Raw genomic sequence first — 24,760 nt, 5'->3', positions numbered from 1 at the left:
GGTCAGCCTCTGGGTCAATTTGACCGCTGAAATGGCGGCATAATCTATTCTTGGCTCATGTTTCACAATCGGCTGGCAACAATTTGGCTATAGCCAAACGTTTCTTCCGCCACGTCGAGCACGGCATCCACAAGATCGGGAAGGCTACTGCCTTTTGTGATATCAGCCACAACAGGCCTAGCGACTGTGGCGAGATCCGCTATCTGATCGCGCCGCAGTTCAGCATCGTTAAGAAGACCCGGAATGAGGATGATTTGAGGCACTACCATTAGTGCTTGCCTACTGCGTTTAAGATTGTGCGGGCCCGGATGCGCACCGGCTCATCCACCATTTGTCCATCCATAGACACAGCACCGCCCTCTCCTGCGGCCAATACGCGATTGGCCCAGTCAATCTCAGCCTGCGTCGGAAGAAATGCATTAAGAACATCGGCAACTTGTTTGGGGTGAATACACAGTTTGCCCGCCATTCCCAATTGCTTGGCATGTTTGGCATCCATCTGCGTAAACGCAGGATCGTCTAACTGTACTGTCACGCCGTCAATCGGTGCCGCAATTTCTGCGAGGCGTGAGGCCAGAACGATTTCTGACCGCGCCGATAACAAGATGTCGTGTTGATGAGCACACCCTAGATCAGCACAATAATCTATTGAGCCGAATGCAAGCCGTACCACCCCGTCTAGCGCTGCGATCTTGCGGGCATTGGCCAGGCCTTTTGCCGTTTCAATCAGCGCGATAACCGATACCCCGTTTAAACGCGTGATGACCTTGGCAACATCTACGACATCCTCTGCTTTTGGCAGCATTACGGCCGCAAACATACCCTCAACCACAGCAGACACGTCCAAATCATGCCATTGGGTCCCTGAGGGGTTAATCCGAACGATGACAGGCAAATCGGTGAAATTGCACGACAAGGCTGTTCGAGCCATTAATTTATCTTCTGCGGCGACTGCATCTTCAAGATCGAGGATTACGGCATCTGCCCCTGACAAGGCCGCCTTGGCAAAACGTTCTGGGCGTGTGGCCGGGACAAAAATCGGCGCACAAGAAGCGACTACCATGAGGCATGTGCCTCCATGGCAACCGGACCGTTTGACGCTGAAGTCCAAAGCTTCATGCCGTTGTCAGAAGAGTCAGCGTTCAACGTAAAACCTACAGTGTCGAAAATGGGTGACAGGCTGCGGAATGTGAAACTTTTGGGCCTCACGCCATGAAGATCCGCTGCATATTGGCAAAGCATCGTTGCTTGCATCGGACCATGAACAACAAGCCCAGGATACTCTTCATCTTCTGTCGCAAAAGACCGGTCATAGTGGATACGGTGTCCATTGAAGGTCATTGCAGAATAGCGAAACAGTAACGTTGGTGTCGGGATTATGCATCGGTGGTCCGCGCCCCTTACTGCTGTTGGCGGCACTTTGACGGGACCACTAGTTGGTGTTGCATCTCGATAGACGATGTCTTGTCGCTCGTTTAAAATCAAACGACCATCTACGGTGATTTCATGTTCAACAGTCACAAAACATAGGGGGCCGGTCCGGCCCTGCTTCAACACTACATCTTTGATGACAGAGCGGCGGGTGACAGTATCATCAACATGTACTTCATCATGAAAGTCAAAATGCCCACCAGCCCACATTCGGCGCGGCAATGGCACCGGCGGTAAAAACCCGCCAAGTTCTGGGTGCCCATCTCGACCCAGTTGAGACATTGGCGCTGCGGGTTGTGCAAGACACAAATGGATCAATAGCGGTGCTTTTTGTCCAGTATGCACGTCTTGATTGCGATCAAATGTTGCATTGAACTGACGCACAAGGTTTGGCGTCAATACCTCAGAGCCTTGTTCTTCTCGACCAATCCAGCTGCGCAAGTGGTCTATGTCGGTGTCCATACTCATGGCTCCAAAGGGTTGAGGGCGGGCACTGCACCATAACTGCGTTCTTCTCCGACAAAGCGCGCGGCGGGTGCAGGCATGCTGACTGGGCCATTAGGGCTGTCTACTGTTATGCGACGTAGATGGGCGTGCGTGGATAAGCCCGTCATGTCATTCACCGAAGCGAGCGCAATTTTGGATTTTAGCAATTGTGCTATCGCCTCATCAGAAGTTAAGCGTGCAAAAGCTTCGGCGACGACGCCATCCGTGGCCTCTCGATTGGCTACGCGAGTAACATTTGTCGCAAATCGCGTGTCATTAACCAGATCCGGTTCGCCAATAAAGCCCTCACAAAGGTCCGCCCATTCGCGATCACTTTGGATGGCAATTAAAATTGGCGCCCCAGTTCGAGGATAAAATACGCCATATGGCGCGATAGATGGGTGAGATAAGCCCGCGCGTTTGGGCGACTTCCCATTCTCGTGGTTTAGCAACGGCACAGTCAACCAATCCGCGAGCACATCAAACATCGAGATAGAAATCTGCGCGCCCTTCCCTGTCACCCCGCGCCGGATCAATGCTTCAAGAATAGCGGAGTAGGCCGTGGCTCCGGTTGCGATATCAACGATGGAAATCCCAACTCTGGCAGGCTCCGATGGACCGCCAGTGATTGAACACAGTCCAGACTCGGCCTGGATCAACAAGTCATAAGCCTTGCGATCAGCCATTGGACCATCTTCACCATAACCTGATATTGAGCAAGAAATCAGCTGTGGGTATTTGGCTTTCAGTTCGGAGAGATCAAACCCCAACCGCGCCAGAGATCCCGGTTTGAGATTCTGGATCAGAATATCTGCATTTTGCAATAAATCGGCGAGGGCGGATTTGCCCCTCTCAGACATCAAATCCAACGTCACACTATTTTTCCCGCGGTTCAGCCATACAAAATAACTGGATTGCCCCGCTGCGGCGTCGTCATATCCGCGCGCGAAATCGCCTTCTGGGCGTTCAATCTTGACAACATTTGCGCCAGCATCCGCGAGTTTCGATGACGCGAATGGCGCTGCGACAGCTTGTTCAATGGCGACGACGTTTAATCCTTGCAACGGCAACATCAGAACGACCTCGGCATACCAAGAATATGTTCGGCGATGTAGGACAGGATGAGGTTGGTCGAGATCGGCGCAACCTGATACAGCCGTGTTTCACGGAACTTCCGCTCAATATCGTATTCATTGGCAAACCCAAAACCACCATGAAACTGAATACAGGCATTTGCGGCCTCCCACGAGGCTTTGGCAGCAAGATACTTGGCCATATTTGCTTCCGCCCCACAGGGCTGGCCCGCATCATAAAGCGCACAGGCCTTGTAGCGCATCAAATTGGCGGCCTCGACCTCAATATGTGCTTCTGCGATCGGGAACTGAACACCTTGGTTTTGCCCGATAGGGCGGCCAAAGACTTCGCGTTCATTGACATAGGCAGTCACCTTGTCCGTAAACCAGTGACCATCGCCGATACATTCTGCGGCAATCAATGCGCGTTCGGCATTCAGTCCGGTCAAGATATACTTAAAGCCCATACCTTCTTCACCGATCAGGTTTTCTGCTGGGATCTCAAGATTGTCGAAGAATAACTCATTGGTTTCATGGTTGACCATGTTGGGGATTGGATTGACCACCATTCCGTTCTTCATCGCGTCCTTAACATCCACTAAGAAGATAGACAGGCCTTCGGTTTTTTTCTTAACCTCAGCAATAGGTGTGGTACGAGCCAGCAGTATCATTAGGTCAGAATGTTGTACCCGACTAATCCAAACTTTTTGGCCGCTTATGACGTATTTATCGCCCTTCTTTACGGCTGTGGTTTTGATTTTTGTCGTGTCTGTGCCCGTGGTTGGTTCAGTCACCGCCATGGACTGCAAACGTAACTCTCCGCTCACGAGCTTTGGTAAAATGCGTTGACGTTGATCTTCGGAGCCATGTCGAACCAATGTGTTCATATTGTACATTTGACCGTGGCAGGCACCCGAGTTTCCGCCGGCACGGTTGATTTCTTCCATGATGACGCTGGCTTCTGTCAGGCCAAGGCCGGATCCGCCGTATTCTTCTGGGATGAGAGCAGACAGCCACCCTTCTTTTGTCAGGGCTTTGACAAATTCATCGGGGTAGCTGCGATCGTGGTCCACTTTTCTGTGATACTCAGCAGAAAATTGAGCACAGAGAGCGCGAACACCGTCACGGATATCTTGGTAGTCGTCACTCAGAAAATTCATTGGATTGCTCTCGTGTTTTGTGAAGGGTTGTTGCTTTGGTACCGCCAACTCTAGCCATTTCACAAATATATGTTTATGTGGCTTCTCATAACAAATATATATGGAGCTATTGGGCAACTTTTGATCATGGATATTAGGCAGCTCCGGTACTTCGTCGCCATTGTGGAACAAGGCTCCATCACCCGCGCCTCAGAAAAGCTGCGCATTGCGCAACCTGCCCTTTCGCTCCATTTGAAAAACATGGAAGAGTACCTTGGCACCCGGCTTCTAATTCGAAGTCGAACAGGTGTGACCCCAACCGAAGCGGGAATTCTGCTGGAAAATCGGGCACGGGCTATACTTGATGATTTAGCCCGCACCGAAGACGATATTCGAACCCTTGATGCTGATCCTATGGGCGTGGTGCGCATTGGGTTGACGGGAACAATTAGCGCTATTGTTGCTTTGCCGTTGATAGCAGCGTGCAAAAACCGCTACCCGCACATTGAATTGAACATTGCGGAAGCAATGAGTGGCTTTATCGCGGATTGGCTTTCCGAAGGCCGCGTTGATATGGCAGTGCTTTATGAGCGCTCTCAACAAGAGGGTATAATATCGGAACTTTTACTCGAAGAAGAGCTTGTGATATTATGGGGTAGCGACGACTGCCCTTCTAAGATGAGCGTCCGTGGGCTCCGCGATGTACCTATGGTGCTGCCAAGTAGTGCACATGGGTTGCGCACCGAAATTAATGCGGCATTGAGCGCGTATAAAATAACACCAAATGTAGCGATTGAAATAGATTCCTATGCAAATATCAAACGCCTTGTTGCGGCTGGGTACGGCGCTTCAATCCTCCCCTCACATGCTGTTTTAGAGGACGTTGAGGCCGGAAAATTGAGCGTAAGTAAGATATGTAACCCAAGCCTCTGGCGAGGCGCGCACCTTATGTATCGTTCAGGACGGCCTGTCACACGAGCTCAGGAAGCAATCTGTGATCTTTTGCGAGAAGTGATCCTCGAATTATTGGATACTGGTGATTGGGCCGCAGCGCGCCTCCCACAGGCGGTCCTAAACACGCGTGTCGACATAGGTTGAGAAAGCGCCCAACCCATGCTTTCACGCGCAGCATAGTGCTGGAACGCAGCCTGTAAGTCTTTCTCGTCGACAGAGTGTTGTCACGTTGATCTGCCCCAGTACTATTGCCAAATTGTTGCCAGCCGATTGTGAAACATGAGCCAAGAATAGATTATGCCGCCATTTCAGCGGTCAAATTGACCCAGAGGCTGACCGCATCGTGCGGGCGTGGTGGTATGAAGTTGCGGAGAGTTGATAACAGCGGGGGCAGTCATGGCGACCCTTGGTTCGCCAAACTGGGCAGCTAGTCTTTGGCAAAAGCGCTTTGCGACTTCGCCATTCCGGCGCGTTTGTACAATAATATCAAGGGCCTAGCCATTCGCGTCGATCGCACGCCAAGGTCAATGCTTCTTGCCACGGATTGTGATCACGACCTCGTCCAAATGCCACTTATCGTTCGGTCGAGGGCGATCTCTACAGATGCAATTTGCAGTGACAACCAAAGCGGTTTACCCACAGCCGGTGCGGTTCGGGGGTTGGGAACGTAAAGGGATAGCGGTGGATTTTTAGGAAGCGGCGCCTTTGACGATCATATCAACTACTTCGTCATGAAATCCTTGCTTTTTCATCAGCGACAGCAAGTCACTTCCGAAGTCAGTTGGCGGATCATAACACGCAATAACAACGGGCGTGCTATTCTTGATCATAGTAGTGACGACTTCGCCGGAGCCTCTGACGTTTACATACCCTGAGAACATCCCCTTGCTGACACCATCAGTGTGCTTATGTTTAGTTTGAGTTGTTCCATATTTACGAAAGAACGCTCTTATAGCCGCATTGTTTGCGTAATTTGAAACTACCGCCTTCTTCTTTTCCCGCGAAGAAACCACTGCTGCGGATAGCTTTTCCACACTCGCCTGATCAATAAAAAACTTGACCACATAAAACACAACCAAGGAAAGGCCATAAGACGGCACCGCCAACACCAAGCAAATGATGAATCCGATTACGGTAGTTTTCATGCGGTAAATGCTTTCTGATTTACACGTATTTCGTAGAGAAATTGTTGGGAATGAGGTCCCCTAAAGCCCCAGCACATCCAGCATATCGTATTCACCGGGGTCTTTGCCCTGCCCCCACAGCGCGGCCTTTAGTGCGCCGCGCGCAAACACTGCGCGGTCTGTGGCGAGGTGGCGCAGTACGATGCGCTCTCCATCAGCCGCGAAAATAACGTCGTGCTCGCCCACCACATCACCGCCACGGATGGCCGCAAAGCCGATATCGCCACGTTTGCGTGCGCCGGTGATCCCGTCGCGCCCGCTGTCTTTCACATCCGCCAGCGACACACCGCGCCCCTCGGCGGCGGCTTCGCCCAGCATCAATGCCGTGCCTGAGGGTGCATCGACCTTATGGCGGTGATGCGCCTCGACGATCTCAACGTCGAAATCTTCATCAAGCGCAGCCGCGACCTTTTTGGTCAGTTGCACCAGCAAATTTACCCCAAGGCTCATATTGCCCGCGCGCACAATCGTCGCCTTGCCCGCAGACACAGCCAACTGCGCCAAGTCATCATCCGACAGCCCGGTGGTGCCGATCACATGCACCGCCTGCGTCTGTCCGACCAGTTGCGCCATCGCCACGGTGGCCGCGGGTGAAGTGAAATCAATCACCGCCTGCGCGTCTTTCACCACCTCAATGGCATCAGACACCACAGGCACGCCCATCTCGGGGCGACCCATGGCCAGCCCCAAATCCATGCCGACCCAAGGGTGGCCGTCACGCTCGGTCACGCCGACCAGATGCGCGTGGTCTGAGGCTATGATAGTCTCAATCAACATCTGGCCCATACGCCCCGATGCGCCTGTGATCACGATACCTGTCATTGCCCAAACCCCTATATCTATAGCCCAATCGGTGTAGGACCTGTTGCAAGGGGCTGGCAAGGGGCTTAAGTGCCACCTTATGGCTAAGAAAACAAAATCCGCGGGCGCAGGCCCATCGCAACGTCAACTTCGCGTAGGCGAACTGATCCGACGGTGTTTGTCGGAGGTGCTGAACCGTGGCGAGGTCCATGACCCCGACCTCAACCGCATGTCCATTACGGTCAGCGAGGTGCGCGTCACCCCTGACCTGCGACTTGCCACCGCCTTTGTGCTGCCCTTGGGTGGCAAAGGCAAAGACGAGGCTATCGCCGCCCTTGCCCGCAACAAGTGGGAGCTGCGCCACATCGTCACCCAGCAACTTCAGGTCAAGCATTCGCCCGACCTGCGGTTTTTGATTGATGACACCTATGACCGGATGGATGAGACCAATCGCCTACTCTCAACCGAGGCTGTGTTGCGCGATTTGGCCAAGCCTGACGTCGACCCCGACGATGCTGAAGAAGATTAGGCATATCGCAGTGGCCTGCCTTTTGGCTGGCCCTGCATTGGCGGACGAGTGCCGCGACCTGACCCATTTGGGGGACAGCTACACCGTTTGCACGGTTGAAGACCCTGCAACGCTAAACCTTTGGCTTAAAGACACTGACGGCTTCGTCATCGGTGAATTTAGCGCCCTAGAATCCAAACTCGCCACCGAGGAAAAAACCCTCAACTTCGCAATGAATGCGGGCATGTATCACGAGGATCGCCGCGCTGTCGGGCTATACATCTCGGACTTCAAGCAGCAGACGGGCATCCAAACCCGCCAAGGCCCCGGCAATTTTGGCATGCTGCCCAATGGGGTATTTTGCGTCGAAGGGCCACACGCAAGCATTATCGAAAGCCGACAGTATAAAGCCAACCCGCCTGCCTGCCGCATTGCCACACAGTCCGGCCCAATGCTGGTCATCAACGGGGCGTTGCACCCAAGGTTCAATGCCGACAGCACCTCAAAGAAACGCCGAAACGCCGTTGGTGTTGATACGCATGGGCGCGCGCATTTCGTCGTCTCCAATAGCTTTGTGCGCTTCCACGATATTGCCAGCCTATTTCGAGATACGCTCGATAGCCCCAATGCACTGTTCCTTGACGGGACCATTTCGCGCCTTCACGCCACCGAGCTAAACCGCTCGGACAATGGTGCGCGTATGGGACCAATCATCGGCCAAGTGCGCCCCGCAAAATAGCTATACTAGGCACACAAGGGATTGACGCCCAGCGCGCGCCGCAATAGCACCCAATCTTCGAAAATTGCCCTTCAACACAGGAGCGTCATCATGGGTCGTCGCAAAAAAGGTCGCGATATTTCTGGTTGGGTTATCGTCGACAAACCTGCGGGTATCACTTCGACAGCCGTTGTCGCGAAGGTACGTTGGGCATTTGATGCCAAGAAAGCGGGTCATGCTGGCACCTTAGATCCAGAAGCAACGGGTGTTCTGGCCGTGGCTTTGGGTGAAGCAACCAAAACTGTGCCCTATATTACCGACGCAATGAAAGCCTACCGCTTTACTGTGCGTTTGGGCCAAGCCACCAACACCGATGACACCGAGGGCGAAGTTATAGCCGAGAGCGACACGCGCCCCTCGGATGCACAGATCGCTGCGGCCCTCGCGCCGCTATCCGGCGACATCATGCAGGTGCCACCCAAATTTTCGGCTGTCAAAATTGATGGCCAACGCGCTTACAAACTCGCCCGTGATGGCGAAGATGTCGAAATCGCCCCGCGCCCACTGTTCGTAGAAAGCCTCACGCTAATTGAGCGTCCCGACACCGATCACGTTACACTTGAAATGGTTTGCGGCAAGGGCGGCTACGTGCGCTCCATCGCCCGCGATTTGGGGCAGGTTTTGGGGTGTTACGGCCACGTACGTGAATTACGCCGCATCTGGTCCGGCCCATTTGACGTTGAGCAAGGCGTAACGCTAGATGAGATCAACGAGCTGGCTAAAACTGATGCCATCATGGAGTTCCTCGGCCCCCTAGAGGTTGGCCTTGCGGACCTGCCAGAACTGCCCACCACCGAGGGCGGCGCAACCAAACTGCGCAACGGCAATCCGGGCATGGTTATCGCCACAGACGTGCAATATGGCGACGAGGCATGGGCATCGCTGAACGGCAAAGCCGTCGCCGTTGGCCGCTATAAGGCTGGTGAATTACACCCCTCACGCGTCTTTGTGCTGCACGATTTGTAATATTTCCAAGCACTGACTGCGTTACTGAGCCTATTTGTTACAAAAACAATCGCCTTAGTAACGCGAATTAGCGCGCCCTTCGCATTTGCGTGAGGCGGCTATTCACAACCACACAGATAGACCAAACAAGCTCCAACATTTATTCTGGAGCACATCATGACCCGCCAAATCTGGACCATCCTTTTTGCAGGCGCGCTTGCCAGCGTTGCCTTTGATCTTTTCGGCCAAGGCCTTTCCCCCTTCTTCGGGTTCGCTAAGCTGGCCCCTGTAGGCCTTGCTACTGGCACCCTTAAAACCCTGTTCGGCTCAGTGCCCAAAGGGTCCGGCCACATCTTGCACGCTTTAACGGGCATGTTCGTCTATACGTTGGGTTATCTGCTGGTCGCACGCCCTATTCAGCGCAAGATCATCCCCAACCTGCATTGGGCCATCACCGCCACCGCCTATGGCATCGGCTTGTGGGTCTTTGCGCTGTACTTCGTGGCCCACCTTATCACCGGCAACCCACCCTTCCTTGGCTTTACAGGGATCACTTGGGTCGCACTTTGGGGTCACATCATCTACGCACTTGTCGCCGTCTACGTGATCGAGCGCTCCCCGCTTGCAGATCAAGCTCAGACTTGAACCGCTTCTCATGGGCTGGCACAAGCTGGCCCATGATTACACGCACCCACCTCAAAGATGACGCCGCCTCAACGGCTATCTATTCCGACTGTGAACATTACCGCTACGCCCTGACCCGCATCTGGGACGAGGCCGGCCAAAAAGTGGCTTTCGTGATGCTCAACCCCTCTACCGCGACCGAGGTGCAAAACGACCCCACGGTCGAGCGCTGCGAGCGCCGCGCACGCACCTTAGGCTTTGGTGCATTTCGGGTGTGCAACATATTTGCATGGCGCGACACAGACCCGCGCAAAATGCGCAAAGCCGCAGACCCTATCGGGCCCGGCAATGACGCGGCCATCATCGATGCCTGCAATTGGGCCGATATGGTTATTTGTGCATGGGGCACCAATGGCGAGCATCTAAATCGCGGCCCTCAGATAGAGGCACTGATGCGCGCTACTGAAAAACCGCTCTATCATCTGGGGCTTAGTAAAGCCGGGCATCCTAAACACCCGCTTTATATTGCCTATTCCCAGCAGCCTGAAGTGTGGGACTAAGCCACAATCACGGACACATCGGCGACACTTAGGCCACCCGCGCCTTGGACCACAGCAACCGGGTCACCATTGACCATGATGACCGCATCCGTTGCGCCATCTGTGCCAGCCTGATCCACTACGGTGACGACATCATCCGACGCAGGCACGATCACGCGAATAACATCCACATCTTCGACAAAATCAGTAATGACTGTTGCATTGGCATCTGCATCATCGCCGTCAGCGGTAAGAATGAACAAATCCTCGCCAGCCCCCCCCGTGACGGTATCGGCCTCATCCATCATTAGCGTATCGGCACCAGCGCCACCGCGAATAATATCTGCCCCATCACCGCCATTCGCAGTTCCGCCGGCATCGCCCAGCGACAATGTGTCATTCCCCGCGCCGCCTAAAAGGGTCGCATCGGCACGCACAGAGGTCAGCACATCATCACCCTCGCCGCCATCGAAATTGACAGCGCCCACATCACCGCTGGTCGGCAAGACATCGGTAATCGTATCATTGCCAGCGCCGCCTTGCACGGTTTCGGCATTACCGCCGCCTGTATAGCTGTCATCGCCAGCCCCCAGATCAACAGTATTTTCTCCAAGTCCGCCACTAACGACGTCATTACCTGCACCCGCATTGATTTGATCATCACCAATACCACCGGCCAGTGTATCCGCATCCTCGGTGCCGGTTATTACATTCGATGTACTCAAATCTGACAGCGTTCCATCCGCCGCGCGCACCTGCAAGTCATCCGCGACTGATGTGTCGGTGACATCATCCAACTGCACCACTTCCACGCGTGTTGTCCCATCGGCTTGCGTAATTGTTACCGAAACAGACAGCCCGTCTTCTTCATCATCCAATGAGGCGGTATCGACCCCGGCGACAGTCTCGCCATCAGCCAGGTCAAACGCCAAGCGGTCCGTACCCGCCACAAAATCGCGCACGGTCAGCACCCCTGCATCATCATCGTCGCTGGCTGCTACAAACAAATCCGCATCCGCGCCACCCGTCATGGTTGAACCACCCTGAGCGACCAGCGTATCTTCGCCCGCGCTGCCAAAAAGCGTTGCATCGGCCGTGGCGCTCAGGACATCATTGCCCGCACCACCGACCAGAACCGTATCATCAGCATTGGCCGTCAGCGTATCATTGCCCGCTTCGCCAAAGATCGTGCCACTGCCCGTAACCGTATCGTTGCCGTCCCCCGCGAGAACCTGATTGTCACCGGCGCCCGTAGTGATCGTGTCATCGCCTGCACCTGCTTCAAAACGCTCTGCATCGTCTGTGCCGGAGAGGCTGTTATCCTCATCATCGCCCGAGATCACTGTCCGGTCACCCAACTCCAAGCCCTCAACAGTTGGCTCTTCGTTCGTGTCCGTTTCATCTTCGTCCTCGGGATCATTGGTGCCATCCAGCACTTCATAAATCATCCCAAAGGCCCCTAAGGCAGTGGCAAACAACAATAACATTTCAACAAACGGCGTCATAACTAACCTCCTCAACACATGCGATACAGCCCGCCCGCGTTTAGGCATTCCCTAAACACATCAGCAACTGACCTTTTCCATCCGATATAAAAACCAATCATGGCGTCGGCATGACTTTGATCTTGCTGGAATGAGGCAGAAACACCCCAGAAATGAAGAACCCCGAAGCAGTACGCGGCTGCTTCGGGGTGTTTTTTAATAAAGATCGAGTCGTGGCTGCTTGCCGACCTAAGCGGCGGCAGCTTCGCCTTCTTCAACTTCAGGTGCCACAATCGGAACTAAGGTAGAAAAGTCGATTGAATCAACCAAAATGATATCGTCCGCAGTCAGGTCGCCCGGCGTGGCGATATCAAGAACCGCATTGCCACCCATCATAACGGTCGCAGAGCCATCTTCATTCGTGACCAGCTCGACCACTGGAGCTTCTGGCGCATCGCCACCCTCAGGAGTCGATCCGTCATAATGCAGCTGAATTGTATCTTCATCAGCGTCAAAATCAGTCACAATCCCAACAGCGCCTTCACCGGTAAAGCCTGCCGTTACGAAAGTGTCAGAACCTTCACCACCAGTTGCAGTATCAGCAGACCCGACCAGCAAGATGTCATCGCCCTCATTGCCAAACAATGTATCGCCTTGATCAGCTTCTAATGGGCCAAACGGTGAATCTGGATCATCAAAGCCATTCACCAGATCATTGTCTTGGCCGCCCCTCAATATATCAACACCAAGGCCACCGGACAGGGTATCGCTACCGATACCGCCACCAACGATGTCATTGCCTTCGCCGCCATCAAGCAGATCGTCACCTTTACCGCCAGCGAGGACATCATTGCCAGCAGCGCCGAGGATGCCGTCGTTACCATCGTCGCCTTCGACAGTATCATCACCATCGCCGCCCGACAGAACATCATCCCCGGCACGACCGTTGATTTGATCATCACCAGCGCCGCCATCGACGGTATCATCACCCGCACCTGCAAGGATTGTATCAGCCCCTGCGTCGCCTAGAATAGCGTCATCCCCGGCACCAGCATTAATCGCGTCATCACCCTCGCCACCGCTAATGGTGTCGTCGCCGTCGCCGCCGTTAATTGAATCGTCACCTTCTGCACCTGAGATCGTATCATTACCAAAGCTGCCACGCAGGTCATCATTCCCAGTGCCGCCATCAACAGTGTCATCACCGCGACCGGCAGCGATTGTATCATCCCCGTCACGACCGAAGATAACATCATCACCGCCGTGACCTTCCATAATATCCACCTCAAGGGTGCCGACCAAAGTATCATCAGCGTTTGTCCCAATTGGGTCTGTAGGCTCCGTAGGATCCGGATCAACTACGCCACCATCACTTCCCGAATCAAAAACCGAACCGAGCAGTCCAACAATGGCCACAAGACCTAGTACTCCAAACATATTTATCACTCCCCAAGAGGTACAATTATAAAATCTGCTTAACCTTATGTTAAGGAAATAGGAGTCGGCTAGGGAAAACCGCCTTATTTTAAACAAATTCTCGCCTCTTTGATGCCGCTGTTTCCCAAGGCGACACAACGCCCCTCGTGAAGCTCCTTTGTGCCAAAACTGAGGCCAGCATTGGGTCGCCTACTTACGGAAAATGAAACGTTACGCCGTTTCCAACCTCACCCACACTCAGATTCGGCCTTTCCTTTTACGCACAGACGACCTATACGCGCCCATCCGCTCCTCAAGAGTGGACACTCCACGGGCCTTGCTGGACGACATCCCGGCCTGCGCCATAACCCTTAAACATAATAAAGGAGACCCCGATGTCGATTACTCCAGAGCTCAAAGCGAGCCTTATGAAAGAATACGCAACGAAAGAGGGCGATACTGGTTCCCCCGAAGTTCAAGTTGCAATCCTAACGTCACGCATCACCACGCTGACCGAGCACTTCAAAACTCACAAAAAAGACAACCATGGTCGTCGTGGTCTTTTGAAAATGGTTGCTCTGCGTCGCAAGCTTTTGGACTACACCAAAGGCAAAGACGAAGCACGCTATCAAGACCTGATCAAGCGCTTGGGCATTCGTCGCTAAGACGATTGCATTCGTAGTCAAAGAAGCCGCGCTCCTGCAAAGGGTCGCGGCTTTTTCTATACGCACCCCCGCCAAACAGCCAAAACGCAACGTCAGTATTGACCCATTGCCGCCAATCTCCTTCACTTTGGTCAACTCACACGAGGAGACCCCCATGATCGAGACATTCCGCGTTCTGATAAACATGGGCACGTTGCACCGCCTGTTTCCCGCATGGCTGCTGGGTTTGGCTGTATTTTTCCTTGCCTTCTCGCCATGGTTCGTGCTGGCATTGATCTATGGGGTTACGCTGCAATTTCTCACCGAATATGTGATGCATCGCTTCATGTATCACCGCGAACCCCCGACCGACCAAGGCACCTTCAACGAGCTGTACCGCGCCCATATCTCGCACCATGAATTCCCCAATGATGCGGAGTTCTTTACCGGTGGCGATCATTGGTATGCCATCCGGTTTTTGTTGGTGTCGTTCATCGCTCACACGGTGGTCTTATGGCCGCTCTTTGGCCTCTCAGCGGCGGCGGCATTCACCGCTGTCGCGCTGTGCCTTGGGTCCATCTCGGCGTTTACGTTCTATGAATATTGCCACACCCTAGCGCATTTGAAGGTCAAAAAGGGCTGGTTTGGACAACGCGTGACACGCAGCCACCTTGTGCATCACTTCCAAGACCACGACGCGACCTTCCATGTCAGTTTCGGCATGGGATGGATCGACGCCCTGTTCGGGACGGGCTTTGATCAGGCAACGGCCAAAGAGCGCTATGACCGCGAAACCATCATGAGCCTCGGCATGGACCCCGAAGACCTGCGCCTCGTCACAGCCCGCAAAGCTTACGGCATCACCAAGCAGTCGGGAGGTCGGGAGGTTTAAGTTCCGACACTCGGCGGATTAAAACCCGCCCTACGACCTCGGATCAAACGCCCGCTGAGCGCCCAATGTGTTCATGGTTCATCCCCGGAACCGTAAAGGATGATGCTTTGCGGAAAAACTTGAATTCACGGTTTTTCCTCATAGGTAAATATTTATGGCGAAGGAGGCTATTACCTTGTCAAAAGGCGATTTTTTCGAACCTATTTTTGAGTTAGCAACTCGGATATTCTTTCCTAGAACCGGTTCTAGTTCAATTTTGGACGAGTTATCATGGTCTTGGTTTGCAGCGTTGGTCCTCATCGGGCTGGCTTACATGTCACTTAAGGCGTTCGTTTCGACGATGGAGGCCGAGCTTGATGAGGAATTGGCGAAGAGGTTCAAGAACAGGCTAAGGGTAGGCCAATGGGCGCTTTGGGGCGCACTTTTTCTTTCCCTTTTCATGTTTCGTTTTGCCACTTCCCTCTGAGCTCAACAGCAGAAAAGTCCGCACCCCAGACCTTTCCCCCCCCTCCAAACACTCCCCACTTCCCAAACGCCTCAAACCCCTATATAGCCGCGCTATCTGAGACTGTGCGCCTTGATCCCGGGCGCATGCATATAGGATAGGGATCGGCGGCAATGGGGCCGCTATTTACACGGGAGACCCGGAACGCCGGGAGAGCTCCCAAATAGGAAACGACACATGTTTAATGTAACTAAAAAATCAATCGAGTGGGGCGAAGAAACCCTAACGCTCGAAACGGGCAAGATCGCCCGTCAGGCCGACGGCTGCGTTATCGCTACTTATGGCGAAACCTCCGTTATGGCTGCTGTGACTTTTGCAAAAACGCAAAAGCCTGGTCAGGACTTCTTCCCTTTGACCGTTCACTACAACGAGAAATATTACGCCGCGGGTAAAATCCCGGGTGGTTTCTTCAAACGTGAGGCGCGCCCCACTGAGAAAGAAACACTGACATCGCGCCTGATTGACCGTCCAATCCGCCCGCTGTTTGTTCCTGGTTTTAAGAACGAAGTTTTGGTGATCTGTACTGTTCTTAGCCATGATCTGGTGAATGACCCTGACATGGTAGCTATGATTGCGGCCTCCGCAGCGCTGACCATTTCCGGCGCGCCGTTCCGTGGCCCGATCGCTGCTTGCCGCGTGGGCTTTGAAGATGGCGATTACATCTTGAACCCAGAACTCGATGACATGCACAACCTGCGCTATAACCCAGAGCAGCGTTTGGACCTTGTTGTTGCGGGTACTAAAGACGCCGTGATGATGGTTGAATCAGAAGCCTACGAGCTGACCGAGGAAGAAATGCTTGGCGCTGTGACATTCGCTCACGAGCAAATCCAGCCAGCAATCGACCTGATCATGGACTTCGCTGGCGATTGCGCCAAAGAGCCGTTTGACTTCACCGCTCCTGATTACGCTGACCTGTACAAGGCCGTTGCTAAATCCGGCGAGAAAGCCATGCGTGCCGCTTATGCGATCACCGACAAGCAAGAGCGCACAGCCGCTGTTTCTGCAGCCAAAGACACCGCCAAATCCAAGCTCTCGGACGAGCAACTGGCGGATGAGAACCTTGGCGCAGCGCTGAAAAAACTCGAATCCACTGTCCTTCGTGGCGATGTGGTGAAGAACAAAAAGCGTATCGACGGTCGTAACTTGGATGAAATCCGCGACATCGTATCTGAAGTTGGCTTACTGCCACGGACCCACGGCTCCGCCCTGTTCACACGCGGCGAAACTCAAGGTTTGGTTGTCACCACATTGGGCACCGGCGATGACGAGCAAATGATCGACAGCCTGCAAGGCATGTATAAGTCGAACTTCTTGCTGCACTATAACTTCCCTCCATACTCGGTTGGTGAAGTTGGTCGTTTTGGCCCTCCAGGTCGCCGTGAAATCGGCCATGGTAAACTTGCATGGCGCGCCCTTCAGGCCGTTTTGCCAGCCCCAACTGATTTCCCATACACAGTTCGCTTGGTCTCTGAGATCACCGAATCCAACGGCTCGTCCTCTATGGCGTCCGTTTGCGGTGGCTCGCTATCCATGATGGATGCTGGCGTTCCTTTGAAAGCCCCGGTTGCTGGTGTTGCCATGGGCCTGATCTTGGAAGATGACGGCTCTTACGCCATCTTGTCCGACATCTTGGGTGACGAAGATCACCTTGGCGACATGGACTTCAAAGTTGCTGGTACCGAGAACGGCATCACCTCATTGCAAATGGATATCAAGATTGCGGGCATCACGCCGGACATCATGTCCAAAGCACTCGATCAGGCCAAAGCTGGCCGTTTGCACATCCTTGGCGAGATGAACAAAGCACTGTCTTCGGCAAGCGAGTTCTCCGAGCACGCACCACGCATCGAGACTATGCAGGTTCCAACGGATAAAATCCGCGAAGTCATCGGTACTGGCGGTAAAGTTATCCGCGAGATCGTTGAAGTTTCAGGCGCCAAAGTGGACATCAATGACGAAGGCATCATCAAAATCGCGTCGGCAAATGCTGACTCGATCAAGAAAGCCTACGAGATGATCCACTCGATCGTGGCCGAGCCAGAAGAAGGTGTCATTTACACCGGTACAGTCGTGAAAATCGTCGATTTCGGCGCTTTCGTGAACTTCTTCGGCAAACGCGACGGCTTGGTCCACGTATCCCAAATCGAAAACCGCCGCTTGAACCACCCTTCCGACGTCCTCAAAGAGGGCCAAGAAGTGAAGGTCAAATTGCTGGGCTTTGATGACCGTGGCAAAGTTCGCCTGTCAATGAAAGTTGTCGATCAGACAACTGGCGAAGAAGTCAAAGAAGAGAAAAAAGAGGATTAATTCCTCCTACATTCTCTGAGAATAGGGCCCCGGTGGAAACGCCGGGGCTTTTTTGCCTATTCGCCAAGGATTCGGTTTACAGAAGAGTTCGAGCAGGATGCTGTGACGCACAGTTGTTGGGCGCAGGAACCATTTTGACAGTATCGAAAATGTGCAGGATCACGCCACACGTTGGCTCTGGACACACAACAACGCCCCAACATGGCCATTGGAAGAATGGCACCCATTTGAAAGCTAAGAAATGCAGCATGGATTCTACGGAAACGCCCCACTAAAATAGGGGGCTATCAAGGGACCAGATCGGCTATCAGGTCCGATTGTACCGAAGCATAAGCCGCGCTAGCTTTAGCCAAACATCAGGCTTCATATCATCTCGGAGTGCGTAGCCCATGGCGTCATAATCTACCATTTCCAAGTCCTTGGTATTCAGCTTGCTATAGCGACTCAAAAACTCAATATTGCTATTCGCGAATTCAGACCGAACTCGCTTTGCCTCGGGCCGAGAAAACATCGTAGTGCGGCGGCCCTCAAATAGCTCGACCATAGCTTCCGCCAATTCGGGATCATAACCGTTCGGCTGACTTACCAACGCTGACAGCCAAGTCAGCAATGGTTCGCCTGATCGGTTGGCTTCCTCGTGTTTCATCTTCTTTGCCAACCCACCATATCCAATATGGTTCAAGAAATTGGTCACTGGATTCGTCCCTTGACCATTTGGGCGAAAGGGGAAAAAAGAAATTTCATCTACGGAAAAGGTCTCAAGGAGGCGGTCGTAGAGATCATTGAAATCCAGATACACGCCTGTTGCTTGGCGCTTCTGGAAGCAAGAACTCAGGAACTTCTGCCAGTCAAATGCACTGTTTTTGCGAAAAACCTCAAAATATACAGACTGAATCAAGCTCTGCTGATCTCGCAAACAACAAACAACTTTGATCTCATCAAATGGAGAAATCATCTCTCGCAGCTCAGTGAAATTAACACGATTGTCTGGCGTGCCGCGCGATAGCTCTTCGGTAGAAATCAACACTGTTCTGTCGGAATCCGCATTAACTTCAACAATATTTTTCCAATGCACTTTGGCACCTGCAGGGTAGCGGTAGAATTCCGGCAACTTTATCCACTCAGTAACTAAGCCGTGATGCTGTCGTGGCAGAACTGGATACACCAGCCCCGCACGAAACGCCGCTTTCTGGTTGTGTGCGAAGGTCTTTTGGATGGTTGTCGTGGCCGTTTTATGCGTGCCAATGTGAAGTATGATCTTTGACACTTTAGAACAGGCTCCTTCTAGCTACACATGCCACTGCTTGGGTTTTCATTACGACTTGGTCCATTTCGCAAGCACCTTCAAATAAGCGTCCCCGTATTGCAGCGAAGGCTCCAACATCGCCTTTTCTGCCCACTCATTCCAAGAGTTAACAAACAACTCAGAACGGTATGAAGTCGCAATGCGGCTTCGGCAAGTTTGGGCCATCCAGGTATCAAACGACATCGGGTTTGCCCCCCACGCAATGTGGCCAAACAAACCGCGGCGCGCGGTATTGTCCCAAGAAGGCATGACCCCCGTCAATGTATTTTTGGGCAACTTACTCTTATATTCAGGGCGCCCGCTGTTCGCAATAACACCCATGAAATCATAGATTAGCCCACTGAACCCCTGCGCAGGGCGAAGGTTAATATCAGTCTCGGCCGGACCGCCCACCATGTATTCCATCGGGGTAACCAAATTATGTGGCGGCATTTCAACCCAAAAATCCAACAACATATCGTCGAATTTTTGTTCGCCTTCGATGTGAAACAAGACTGCGCCAAGCTCCACTTCACCGATGCCCTCATTGCGCCATGCGACCCGCAAGCGCTCAATGCTTGCGGCGGGGTCTGGCATATCCTCAGGACGGTAGAGCACAAATCTTGGCCGCACACCATCCGGCCGTTGATATCGAGGGTCACGCATATACACGGCGACATCGCGAGCCAAAGCCTCTTCAAAACCATCGGCATAGCTTTGATCAAGCAATACCTCCCCAGACAACCCGTCCCAGTTGCGCCTCCAGCTCTCATTGGCCCAGCATAAATAGAATGGAAACTCGATCTCTGGACGGTCAAGAAGCCCATCCAGTGGGTCTTCAAGAATTCGTTGCCCATCAAACCAATAAAAATAAGTGCAAAATGCATCTATTCCAGCTTCCTTTGCCAATTGGGCCTGCTCGCCCATAACTTCAGTTTGGCGTAGGTCATAAAACCCCAAAGCCCCGGGAAGCTGCGGTTGTTGATGCCTCTCGTAGTTAGGCTTCGCAGCCACAGCCGCGGTCCATTCCGTAAAGCCTTTACCCCACCATACGTCGTTCTGAGGAACTCTGTGAAACTGGGGTAAATAGAACGCCGAAACGTAGGTGGGCTGCTGGAAGGGAGGCGCATTGTAGGGTTGTTTCAGTTGACTGGTTTGAACAATGTGGTGGCCACCATATTCTGCCAGATACCCTAATGAGCGCTCAAACGCATGCGCTAGGGTGCCATCTACTTGACCATATTCCTGCTCAAAGTCAGAAGCGCTTAATGATAACCCCTTAATCGTCTCGATCAATTCCGGTTTCAGCCAATACATCGAGCCCGCAGGGAAGGACAAATGGTCCTTATCGGCTACCATCTCCACGCGCCGTAGGATGTCATCTGCGGCGTTGTAATTACTGCCCCACCAGTTCGGGTCGTTGTAATGTTGGCCATCGGCCACCCACAAACTTGCCATCGGGTCCAATAAAAAGCGATCCAAATGCTTTGATGTCTGATCACCCAAAAGCAAACCAGAAACGAGCGAATTCCGCCACACATCACCATCTTTACGATGCGGGGATTTCTTGGTGTGAATCTTACAAACGGCCGCATAGCCGGACAGCAAACCCGAGTTTACCATATGGACAAACGGAAAAATATCACGCCCGTGGTTCGGGATGAAAATGACTTTGGCAAACGGGAACTGCTCTAAAATTTGGGCGCGGAGGTCATCAGTTTCGTCACCAAATCTAGCAACAGTTAAAACGAGGTCGAACGATATGTCGATCTCTGTCAGCTTAGCGGCGAATTCATCCCATAGGTCATGGTAGAAAATGTGTCCGTAAACCGCAAATTTTTGTGGAGTTTCAGGCTTCATAGTCCCCAAACTTCTCAAGTCAATGATCGAGATGTCATCCGCACATAGGCCTGCCGAGTTATCCTTAAACAAGCGCCCCTCTTTGCGCCCAAATCGGATAAAGTGGAGCAATGGGCGTAGGCTCGGCTTGTCTAAATCGGGGTTGAGGCGCTTGTAAGCCTCTGGTGAAAAGTCTGGGTTCGGCTGCCAACCAAGATCCTCACCAAAGCGAACGTAGTGACGAATCGGGAACATACGATAAATGGGATTTAGCGCACGGTTCACACCGCTGTAAAATCTCTTATCGAACTGCCCACTCCTCCAAACTCTCAATGCGTAGTAATCCATCAGTGGCCACGGCACCAAGAATCTCAGAAAACTCAGGACTTTGGCAAAGGTTTGGTTTTTCATCTTATAAACTACCGTCAATACTCTGGAGGATGACTAATATCATCTGATCTTACGAGGCTCAACTTGTTGCTCTTCAAGATGCAGGAAATCACGCATATAGCATCCGAGCCGCGCAGCCGCGCCTTAAAAAGTAACATTCCCAGCCCTATGGGCGTTACCGCTCACAGGGTTATCTAATGGGAAGAGTCGCTTGCACACAGTCACTCGGCTCCGAGACCATCTCGGTAAGAAGCTAGCGCTCCAATAAATCGCGAGAATAGCGCTTAAGCAGCAGCAATCCCAAGGCTACAAGAATACCTGTCAAGAGGTATAAGTATATCAGCGATGTATAGCTCGCGTCATAGGTTGCGTAAAATCCACTACGCATCATCCCAGTCAAATGAAAGATTGGGTTCCACCAAAGATAGTCGCGCAGCTCTCTTGGCACGTCTTCATACAGAAATAATACACCTGAAATGATGAACACCGGTCGCATCAAGATGGACCAGACTGTTCGAAGTACAACAAACCTCATGAACAAAAAGCAGTTAACTACACCTACTGCAAACCCAAAAAGTGCAGTGGTAAGTAACGTCACAAAAACTACGGGAAAGTCTATAATCAATCTCAGGTCATAAATTTGATATATACCAAAAATTACGATGTAGAACACCATGATGTGGGTAATCGTGGCCAATAAAAACCGCGCTAACAGCGCATCTATAATGGTCACGCTCGGATAGGAGAGCAACTGTCGCGAAAATATTATCGACTGCGAAGTTTTCAACGAGATGTCGCTGTACATCATGAAGGGCAAATAGGCCGTCGCATAATAGAGTGGAAAATTTGTCCCCAGCCCTGGGGCTCGGAATGCATAAGAAAAGACAGCCGACAGGACTACAATTGCCGCCACAGGTTCGAGTATGGCCCAAGTATAGCCCCCGGGCGAGCGACCATATGTAGAAGACATTTCACGCAACATCAGCGCTACCGTCGCTCTCCCTGTTTGGAATCGCGGACGATACGAACCTGTTCGGCCAGTCATACAATGCTCACTGTTGCCAATTCACCTCTCCTTGCGCGATCAGTATACGCAGACCGATGGTAGACGCCAGACCTGTATCACGCGCGGTTATTTCACCAAAGCCTAGCCTACTAAAATACCTAAAGTCTGAGATGACCCAGAAAGTGGGCCTATCGCGGTTTGGTGTCGCTCCTTTGGTAATCAAAGAAGACGAACTATGGGACTGAAATGAACAAACGGATTTTACGGAAATGCAGTGATGCATCCCCCCATTTTTAACGGGATGCAACTGTAGAACTTAAGCGACCGCCTTTAGTTCCTAGGCGGGTGTTATGCCGCCGATGCCCATATTCGGACAATCCCGAGTTTGGCCACGCCAGCCCTCTCAAAGTGATGCACAATGCAGCCAACAATCGATGTGACGTCATTGTCCCAGAGGTGCTGGATGGTCTTCTGAGGCCTTTGGCGCGCTAGAACAAAGCCAGCCGAAGCGTACGTTCGCTATCCAAGCCTTGAAACTCCGCTGATCGAAATCATATACTTCGTTGCGCGAAGGCAGCTCAAGTCGATATACATATGAAGGTGGTAAACGCCGCCAGCCGATGGAGTACCCTATAGAATGTCAACCGCCCCCAAAAAAACCTTGCCATATAAGGCAGTCGACTTGGCCCGCGCTAAGACCCGCCACGTATGGCTTTTCACCAGCTTGATTTTAATCTTCTTTATTCCAGTCCTTTCCTCAGCGTTCTATCTCTTTACGATGGCAAAGGATCAGTATGCCTCATCAGTCGCGTTTACGGTTCGCACCGAAGAAGCCAGCTCTGCCGTAGATATTCTTGGTGGAATTTCCAACCTTTCGAGCAGTAGCTCTTCGGACTCCGACATCCTATATGAGTTCATTCAAAGCCAACAATTGGTTGCAGAAATCGATAAGAAACTTGATCTGCGCGCCATGTACTCGCACCATTATGACGAAGATTTTCTCTTTTCCATGAAGCCTGGTGGAACCATCGAGGATTTGACGGAATATTGGGCGCAGATGGTAAAGATCTACTATGACAGCGGAACGGGTCTTATCGAACTCCGAGTTCTCGCCTTTTCGCCAGAAGATGCCTTCGAGATAGCCGGAATGATCTTCAACGACAGCTCCGACATGATCAACGATCTAAGCGCCATTGCCCGAGAAGATACCACACGATACGCCAAAGAGGATCTTGATCTTGCGGTTAACCGCCTTAAGAAAGCGCGCCAATCCATTCTAGAGTTTAGAGCGCGCACCCAAATCGTCGACCCAAAGGCTGACCTGCAGGGACAAATGGGCATCTTAAACAACCTACAGCAGCAATTCGCGACTGCGTTGATCGACCTTGACTTGCTTAGGGAAACGACGCGCAGCAACGACCCACGGATTGTCCAAGCTGAAAAGCGGATCAAAGTAATTGAGGACCGTATTCTTGAGGAACGCCAGAAATTCAGCACCAATAACGTCGAGGGGATAGACGACTACGTCACGATTATCGGTGAATTCGAAAGATTGAATGTAGATCTGGAATTCGCGCAGCAGGCCTACTTGTCAGCCCTAGCTAACTATGATGGCTCCGTCGCCGAGGCTCAGCGAAAAAGTCGCTATCTCGCGGCTTACCTTAAGCCTACAATCGCTGAGAAATCGCAGTTTCCAGAGCGCCCCATGCTGCTGCTTCTCGTCACCATTTTTGCGTTCCTGTCTTGGGCTATTCTTTCACTGGTCTACTACAGCATCCGTGATCGTGGTTAGAAACAATGATTGAACTGCGTGGCGTAACCAAATCTTATCATGGTCGCCGGAAGACTACCTTGGTTGCTAACAACATCAGCCATGTTTTTCCTTCTGGCGAATCTGTCGCGCTCTTGGGCAGGAACGGGGCGGGCAAATCAACAATGCTGGGTATGATTGCTGGGACCATCCAGCCAGATCGCGGTGAGATCATTCGCCATGGTCGCGTATCATATCCCGTTGGGTTTGCTGGTAGTTTTCACCCCGATTTAAGCGGAGCACAGAACGCTCGCTTTGTTGCCCGCATCTACGGCATCGACTCAGATGAATTGGTGGAATTTGCGCGAAAATTTGCAGGTTTAGGGCACCACTATCACCTACCCTTCCGCACCTATTCGTCCGGTATGAGGTCCCGCCTTGCCTTTGGGGTGTCCATGGGCATCCCATTCGACACCTATCTGGTAGACGAAGTCACCAGCGTCGGAGACGCCTCTTTCCGCGCTAAAAGTCAGGCGGTATTCAAGAAACGCATGGAAACTGCTGGTGCCATTGTTGTTAGCCACTCAATGGAACTCATGAAAGCGATTTGCACCTCAGGGGCAGTGCTCGAAAACGGGCGCATATTTTACTACGAACGCGTAGAGCGAGCGATTGAGCACTACGAAAGTATGCTTACTGGAAAGTAAGTTATCTCACCCGCGTAAAGTTACCGATCAATATCGTTAGCTGTTGATTTTCCTACACAATATTGAAAAC

At 52.4% G+C, this 24,760-nt stretch carries 24 protein-coding genes and 1 pseudogene; 12 read left to right on the top strand and 13 right to left on the bottom strand.

Annotated features, from left to right (window positions below; translation table 11 throughout):
* Window positions 1–62: 62 nt before the first annotated feature.
* The 5 genes from AC3Y7R_RS16650 to AC3Y7R_RS16630 are packed head-to-tail and all read right to left on the bottom strand — an operon-like array spanning window position 63 to window position 4,150.
* Window positions 63–269, bottom strand: a complete 207-nt coding sequence (locus AC3Y7R_RS16650) for a hypothetical protein (protein WP_490043196.1) — start codon at window positions 267–269, stop codon at window positions 63–65.
* Complete coding sequence (locus tag AC3Y7R_RS16645; protein ID WP_490043195.1) at window positions 269–1,063, bottom strand: HpcH/HpaI aldolase/citrate lyase family protein; 795 nt, start codon at window positions 1,061–1,063, stop codon at window positions 269–271. Before AC3Y7R_RS16645 ends, AC3Y7R_RS16650 begins: the two co-directional genes overlap by 1 nt.
* The gene (locus AC3Y7R_RS16640; protein ID WP_490043194.1) at window positions 1,057–1,893 is read right to left on the bottom strand and encodes an HTD2 family dehydratase; all 837 of its coding nucleotides are present in this window, start codon (window positions 1,891–1,893) and stop codon (window positions 1,057–1,059) included. The genes AC3Y7R_RS16645 and AC3Y7R_RS16640 overlap by 7 nt, the downstream gene beginning before the upstream one ends.
* A gap of 2 nt (window positions 1,894–1,895) precedes the next feature.
* Window positions 1,896–2,990 carry a CaiB/BaiF CoA transferase family protein gene (locus AC3Y7R_RS16635; protein WP_490043193.1) on the bottom strand — a complete coding sequence of 365 codons (1,095 nt, stop codon included), beginning with the start codon at window positions 2,988–2,990 and terminating at the stop codon, window positions 1,896–1,898.
* On the bottom strand, window positions 2,990–4,150 hold the full coding sequence (locus AC3Y7R_RS16630) for an acyl-CoA dehydrogenase family protein (RefSeq protein ID WP_490043192.1): 1,161 nt from the start codon (window positions 4,148–4,150) through the stop codon (window positions 2,990–2,992). The genes AC3Y7R_RS16635 and AC3Y7R_RS16630 overlap by 1 nt, the downstream gene beginning before the upstream one ends.
* A gap of 69 nt (window positions 4,151–4,219) precedes the next feature.
* Between AC3Y7R_RS16630 and AC3Y7R_RS16625 the strand changes: the two genes are divergently transcribed.
* On the top strand, window positions 4,220–5,227 hold the full coding sequence (locus AC3Y7R_RS16625) for a LysR family transcriptional regulator (RefSeq protein ID WP_490043191.1): 1,008 nt from the start codon (window positions 4,220–4,222) through the stop codon (window positions 5,225–5,227).
* Between the two features lie 248 nt (window positions 5,228–5,475).
* Here the strand turns inward: AC3Y7R_RS16625 and AC3Y7R_RS16620 are convergent.
* From AC3Y7R_RS16620 to dapB, 3 genes and pseudogenes are all read right to left on the bottom strand, one after another.
* Window positions 5,476–5,737 (bottom strand): annotated as a pseudogene (locus AC3Y7R_RS16620) (DDE-type integrase/transposase/recombinase); the annotation flags it as partial.
* Between the two features lie 35 nt (window positions 5,738–5,772).
* Entirely contained in the window at window positions 5,773–6,228 is a 456-nt protein-coding gene (locus AC3Y7R_RS16615; RefSeq protein ID WP_490043190.1) for a hypothetical protein, read from the bottom strand.
* 60 nt (window positions 6,229–6,288) lie between these two features.
* On the bottom strand, window positions 6,289–7,089 hold the full coding sequence (gene dapB / locus AC3Y7R_RS16610) for a 4-hydroxy-tetrahydrodipicolinate reductase (RefSeq protein ID WP_490043189.1): 801 nt from the start codon (window positions 7,087–7,089) through the stop codon (window positions 6,289–6,291).
* A gap of 79 nt (window positions 7,090–7,168) precedes the next feature.
* Between dapB and rbfA the strand changes: the two genes are divergently transcribed.
* The 5 genes from rbfA to AC3Y7R_RS16585 all read left to right on the top strand — a co-directional run bounded on the left by rbfA (window position 7,169) and on the right by AC3Y7R_RS16585 (window position 10,483).
* On the top strand, window positions 7,169–7,597 hold the full coding sequence (gene rbfA / locus AC3Y7R_RS16605; protein ID WP_490043188.1) for a 30S ribosome-binding factor RbfA: 429 nt from the start codon (window positions 7,169–7,171) through the stop codon (window positions 7,595–7,597).
* Complete coding sequence (locus AC3Y7R_RS16600; RefSeq protein ID WP_490043187.1) at window positions 7,581–8,315, top strand: phosphodiester glycosidase family protein; 735 nt, start codon at window positions 7,581–7,583, stop codon at window positions 8,313–8,315. Before rbfA ends, AC3Y7R_RS16600 begins: the two co-directional genes overlap by 17 nt.
* Window positions 8,316–8,405: 90 nt before the next feature.
* Window positions 8,406–9,320, top strand: coding sequence for a tRNA pseudouridine(55) synthase TruB (gene truB, locus AC3Y7R_RS16595; RefSeq protein ID WP_490043186.1), 915 nt, complete (start codon window positions 8,406–8,408; stop codon window positions 9,318–9,320).
* Window positions 9,321–9,476: 156 nt separating this feature from the next.
* Window positions 9,477–9,944 carry a hypothetical protein gene (locus tag AC3Y7R_RS16590; protein WP_490043185.1) on the top strand — a complete coding sequence of 156 codons (468 nt, stop codon included), beginning with the start codon at window positions 9,477–9,479 and terminating at the stop codon, window positions 9,942–9,944.
* Between the two features lie 32 nt (window positions 9,945–9,976).
* Window positions 9,977–10,483, top strand: coding sequence for a DUF1643 domain-containing protein (locus AC3Y7R_RS16585; RefSeq protein WP_490043184.1), 507 nt, complete (start codon window positions 9,977–9,979; stop codon window positions 10,481–10,483).
* On the opposite strand, the gene AC3Y7R_RS16580 is transcribed toward AC3Y7R_RS16585, so the two are convergent.
* Window positions 10,480–11,967: a calcium-binding protein gene (locus AC3Y7R_RS16580; RefSeq protein ID WP_490043183.1), complete on the bottom strand. Its 1,488-nt coding sequence runs from the start codon at window positions 11,965–11,967 to the stop codon at window positions 10,480–10,482. The genes AC3Y7R_RS16585 and AC3Y7R_RS16580 overlap by 4 nt on opposite strands.
* 228 nt (window positions 11,968–12,195) lie before the next feature.
* Window positions 12,196–13,383 carry a calcium-binding protein gene (locus AC3Y7R_RS16575; RefSeq protein WP_490043182.1) on the bottom strand — a complete coding sequence of 396 codons (1,188 nt, stop codon included), beginning with the start codon at window positions 13,381–13,383 and terminating at the stop codon, window positions 12,196–12,198.
* A 374-nt stretch (window positions 13,384–13,757) separates the two neighbouring features.
* Here AC3Y7R_RS16575 and rpsO point away from each other — a divergent pair, with 374 nt between their 5' ends.
* From rpsO to pnp, 4 genes are all read left to right on the top strand, one after another.
* Window positions 13,758–14,027, top strand: a complete 270-nt coding sequence (gene rpsO / locus AC3Y7R_RS16570) for a 30S ribosomal protein S15 (protein WP_121023891.1) — start codon at window positions 13,758–13,760, stop codon at window positions 14,025–14,027.
* Between the two features lie 154 nt (window positions 14,028–14,181).
* Window positions 14,182–14,898, top strand: coding sequence for a sterol desaturase family protein (locus AC3Y7R_RS16565; RefSeq protein ID WP_490043181.1), 717 nt, complete (start codon window positions 14,182–14,184; stop codon window positions 14,896–14,898).
* A 154-nt stretch (window positions 14,899–15,052) separates the two neighbouring features.
* Window positions 15,053–15,364 carry a hypothetical protein gene (locus tag AC3Y7R_RS16560; protein ID WP_490043180.1) on the top strand — a complete coding sequence of 104 codons (312 nt, stop codon included), beginning with the start codon at window positions 15,053–15,055 and terminating at the stop codon, window positions 15,362–15,364.
* Between the two features lie 216 nt (window positions 15,365–15,580).
* Window positions 15,581–17,713: a polyribonucleotide nucleotidyltransferase gene (gene pnp, locus AC3Y7R_RS16555; protein ID WP_490043179.1), complete on the top strand. Its 2,133-nt coding sequence runs from the start codon at window positions 15,581–15,583 to the stop codon at window positions 17,711–17,713.
* 307 nt (window positions 17,714–18,020) lie between these two features.
* Here the strand turns inward: pnp and AC3Y7R_RS16550 are convergent, their stop codons facing one another.
* From AC3Y7R_RS16550 to AC3Y7R_RS16540, 3 genes are all read right to left on the bottom strand, one after another.
* Window positions 18,021–18,980, bottom strand: a complete 960-nt coding sequence (locus AC3Y7R_RS16550) for a hypothetical protein (protein ID WP_490043178.1) — start codon at window positions 18,978–18,980, stop codon at window positions 18,021–18,023.
* Between the two features lie 48 nt (window positions 18,981–19,028).
* Window positions 19,029–21,092, bottom strand: coding sequence for a glycoside hydrolase family 99-like domain-containing protein (locus AC3Y7R_RS16545; protein ID WP_490043177.1), 2,064 nt, complete (start codon window positions 21,090–21,092; stop codon window positions 19,029–19,031).
* A gap of 388 nt (window positions 21,093–21,480) precedes the next feature.
* Window positions 21,481–22,272: an ABC transporter permease gene (locus AC3Y7R_RS16540; RefSeq protein ID WP_490043176.1), complete on the bottom strand. Its 792-nt coding sequence runs from the start codon at window positions 22,270–22,272 to the stop codon at window positions 21,481–21,483.
* Between the two features lie 598 nt (window positions 22,273–22,870).
* Between AC3Y7R_RS16540 and AC3Y7R_RS16535 the strand changes: the two genes are divergently transcribed.
* A complete protein-coding gene (locus tag AC3Y7R_RS16535) occupies window positions 22,871–24,025 on the top strand; it encodes a KpsE/RkpR family capsule polysaccharide export protein (protein WP_490043175.1) in 1,155 nt (384 codons plus the stop codon).
* Between the two features lie 5 nt (window positions 24,026–24,030).
* Window positions 24,031–24,690, top strand: coding sequence for an ABC transporter ATP-binding protein (locus AC3Y7R_RS16530; RefSeq protein WP_490043174.1), 660 nt, complete (start codon window positions 24,031–24,033; stop codon window positions 24,688–24,690).
* Window positions 24,691–24,760 lie beyond the last annotated feature (70 nt).

Source organism: Litoreibacter sp. (assembly GCF_058136045.1).
Note: the sequence above shows the minus strand (reverse complement) of the source record. Positions and strands in the feature narration are given on the sequence as shown.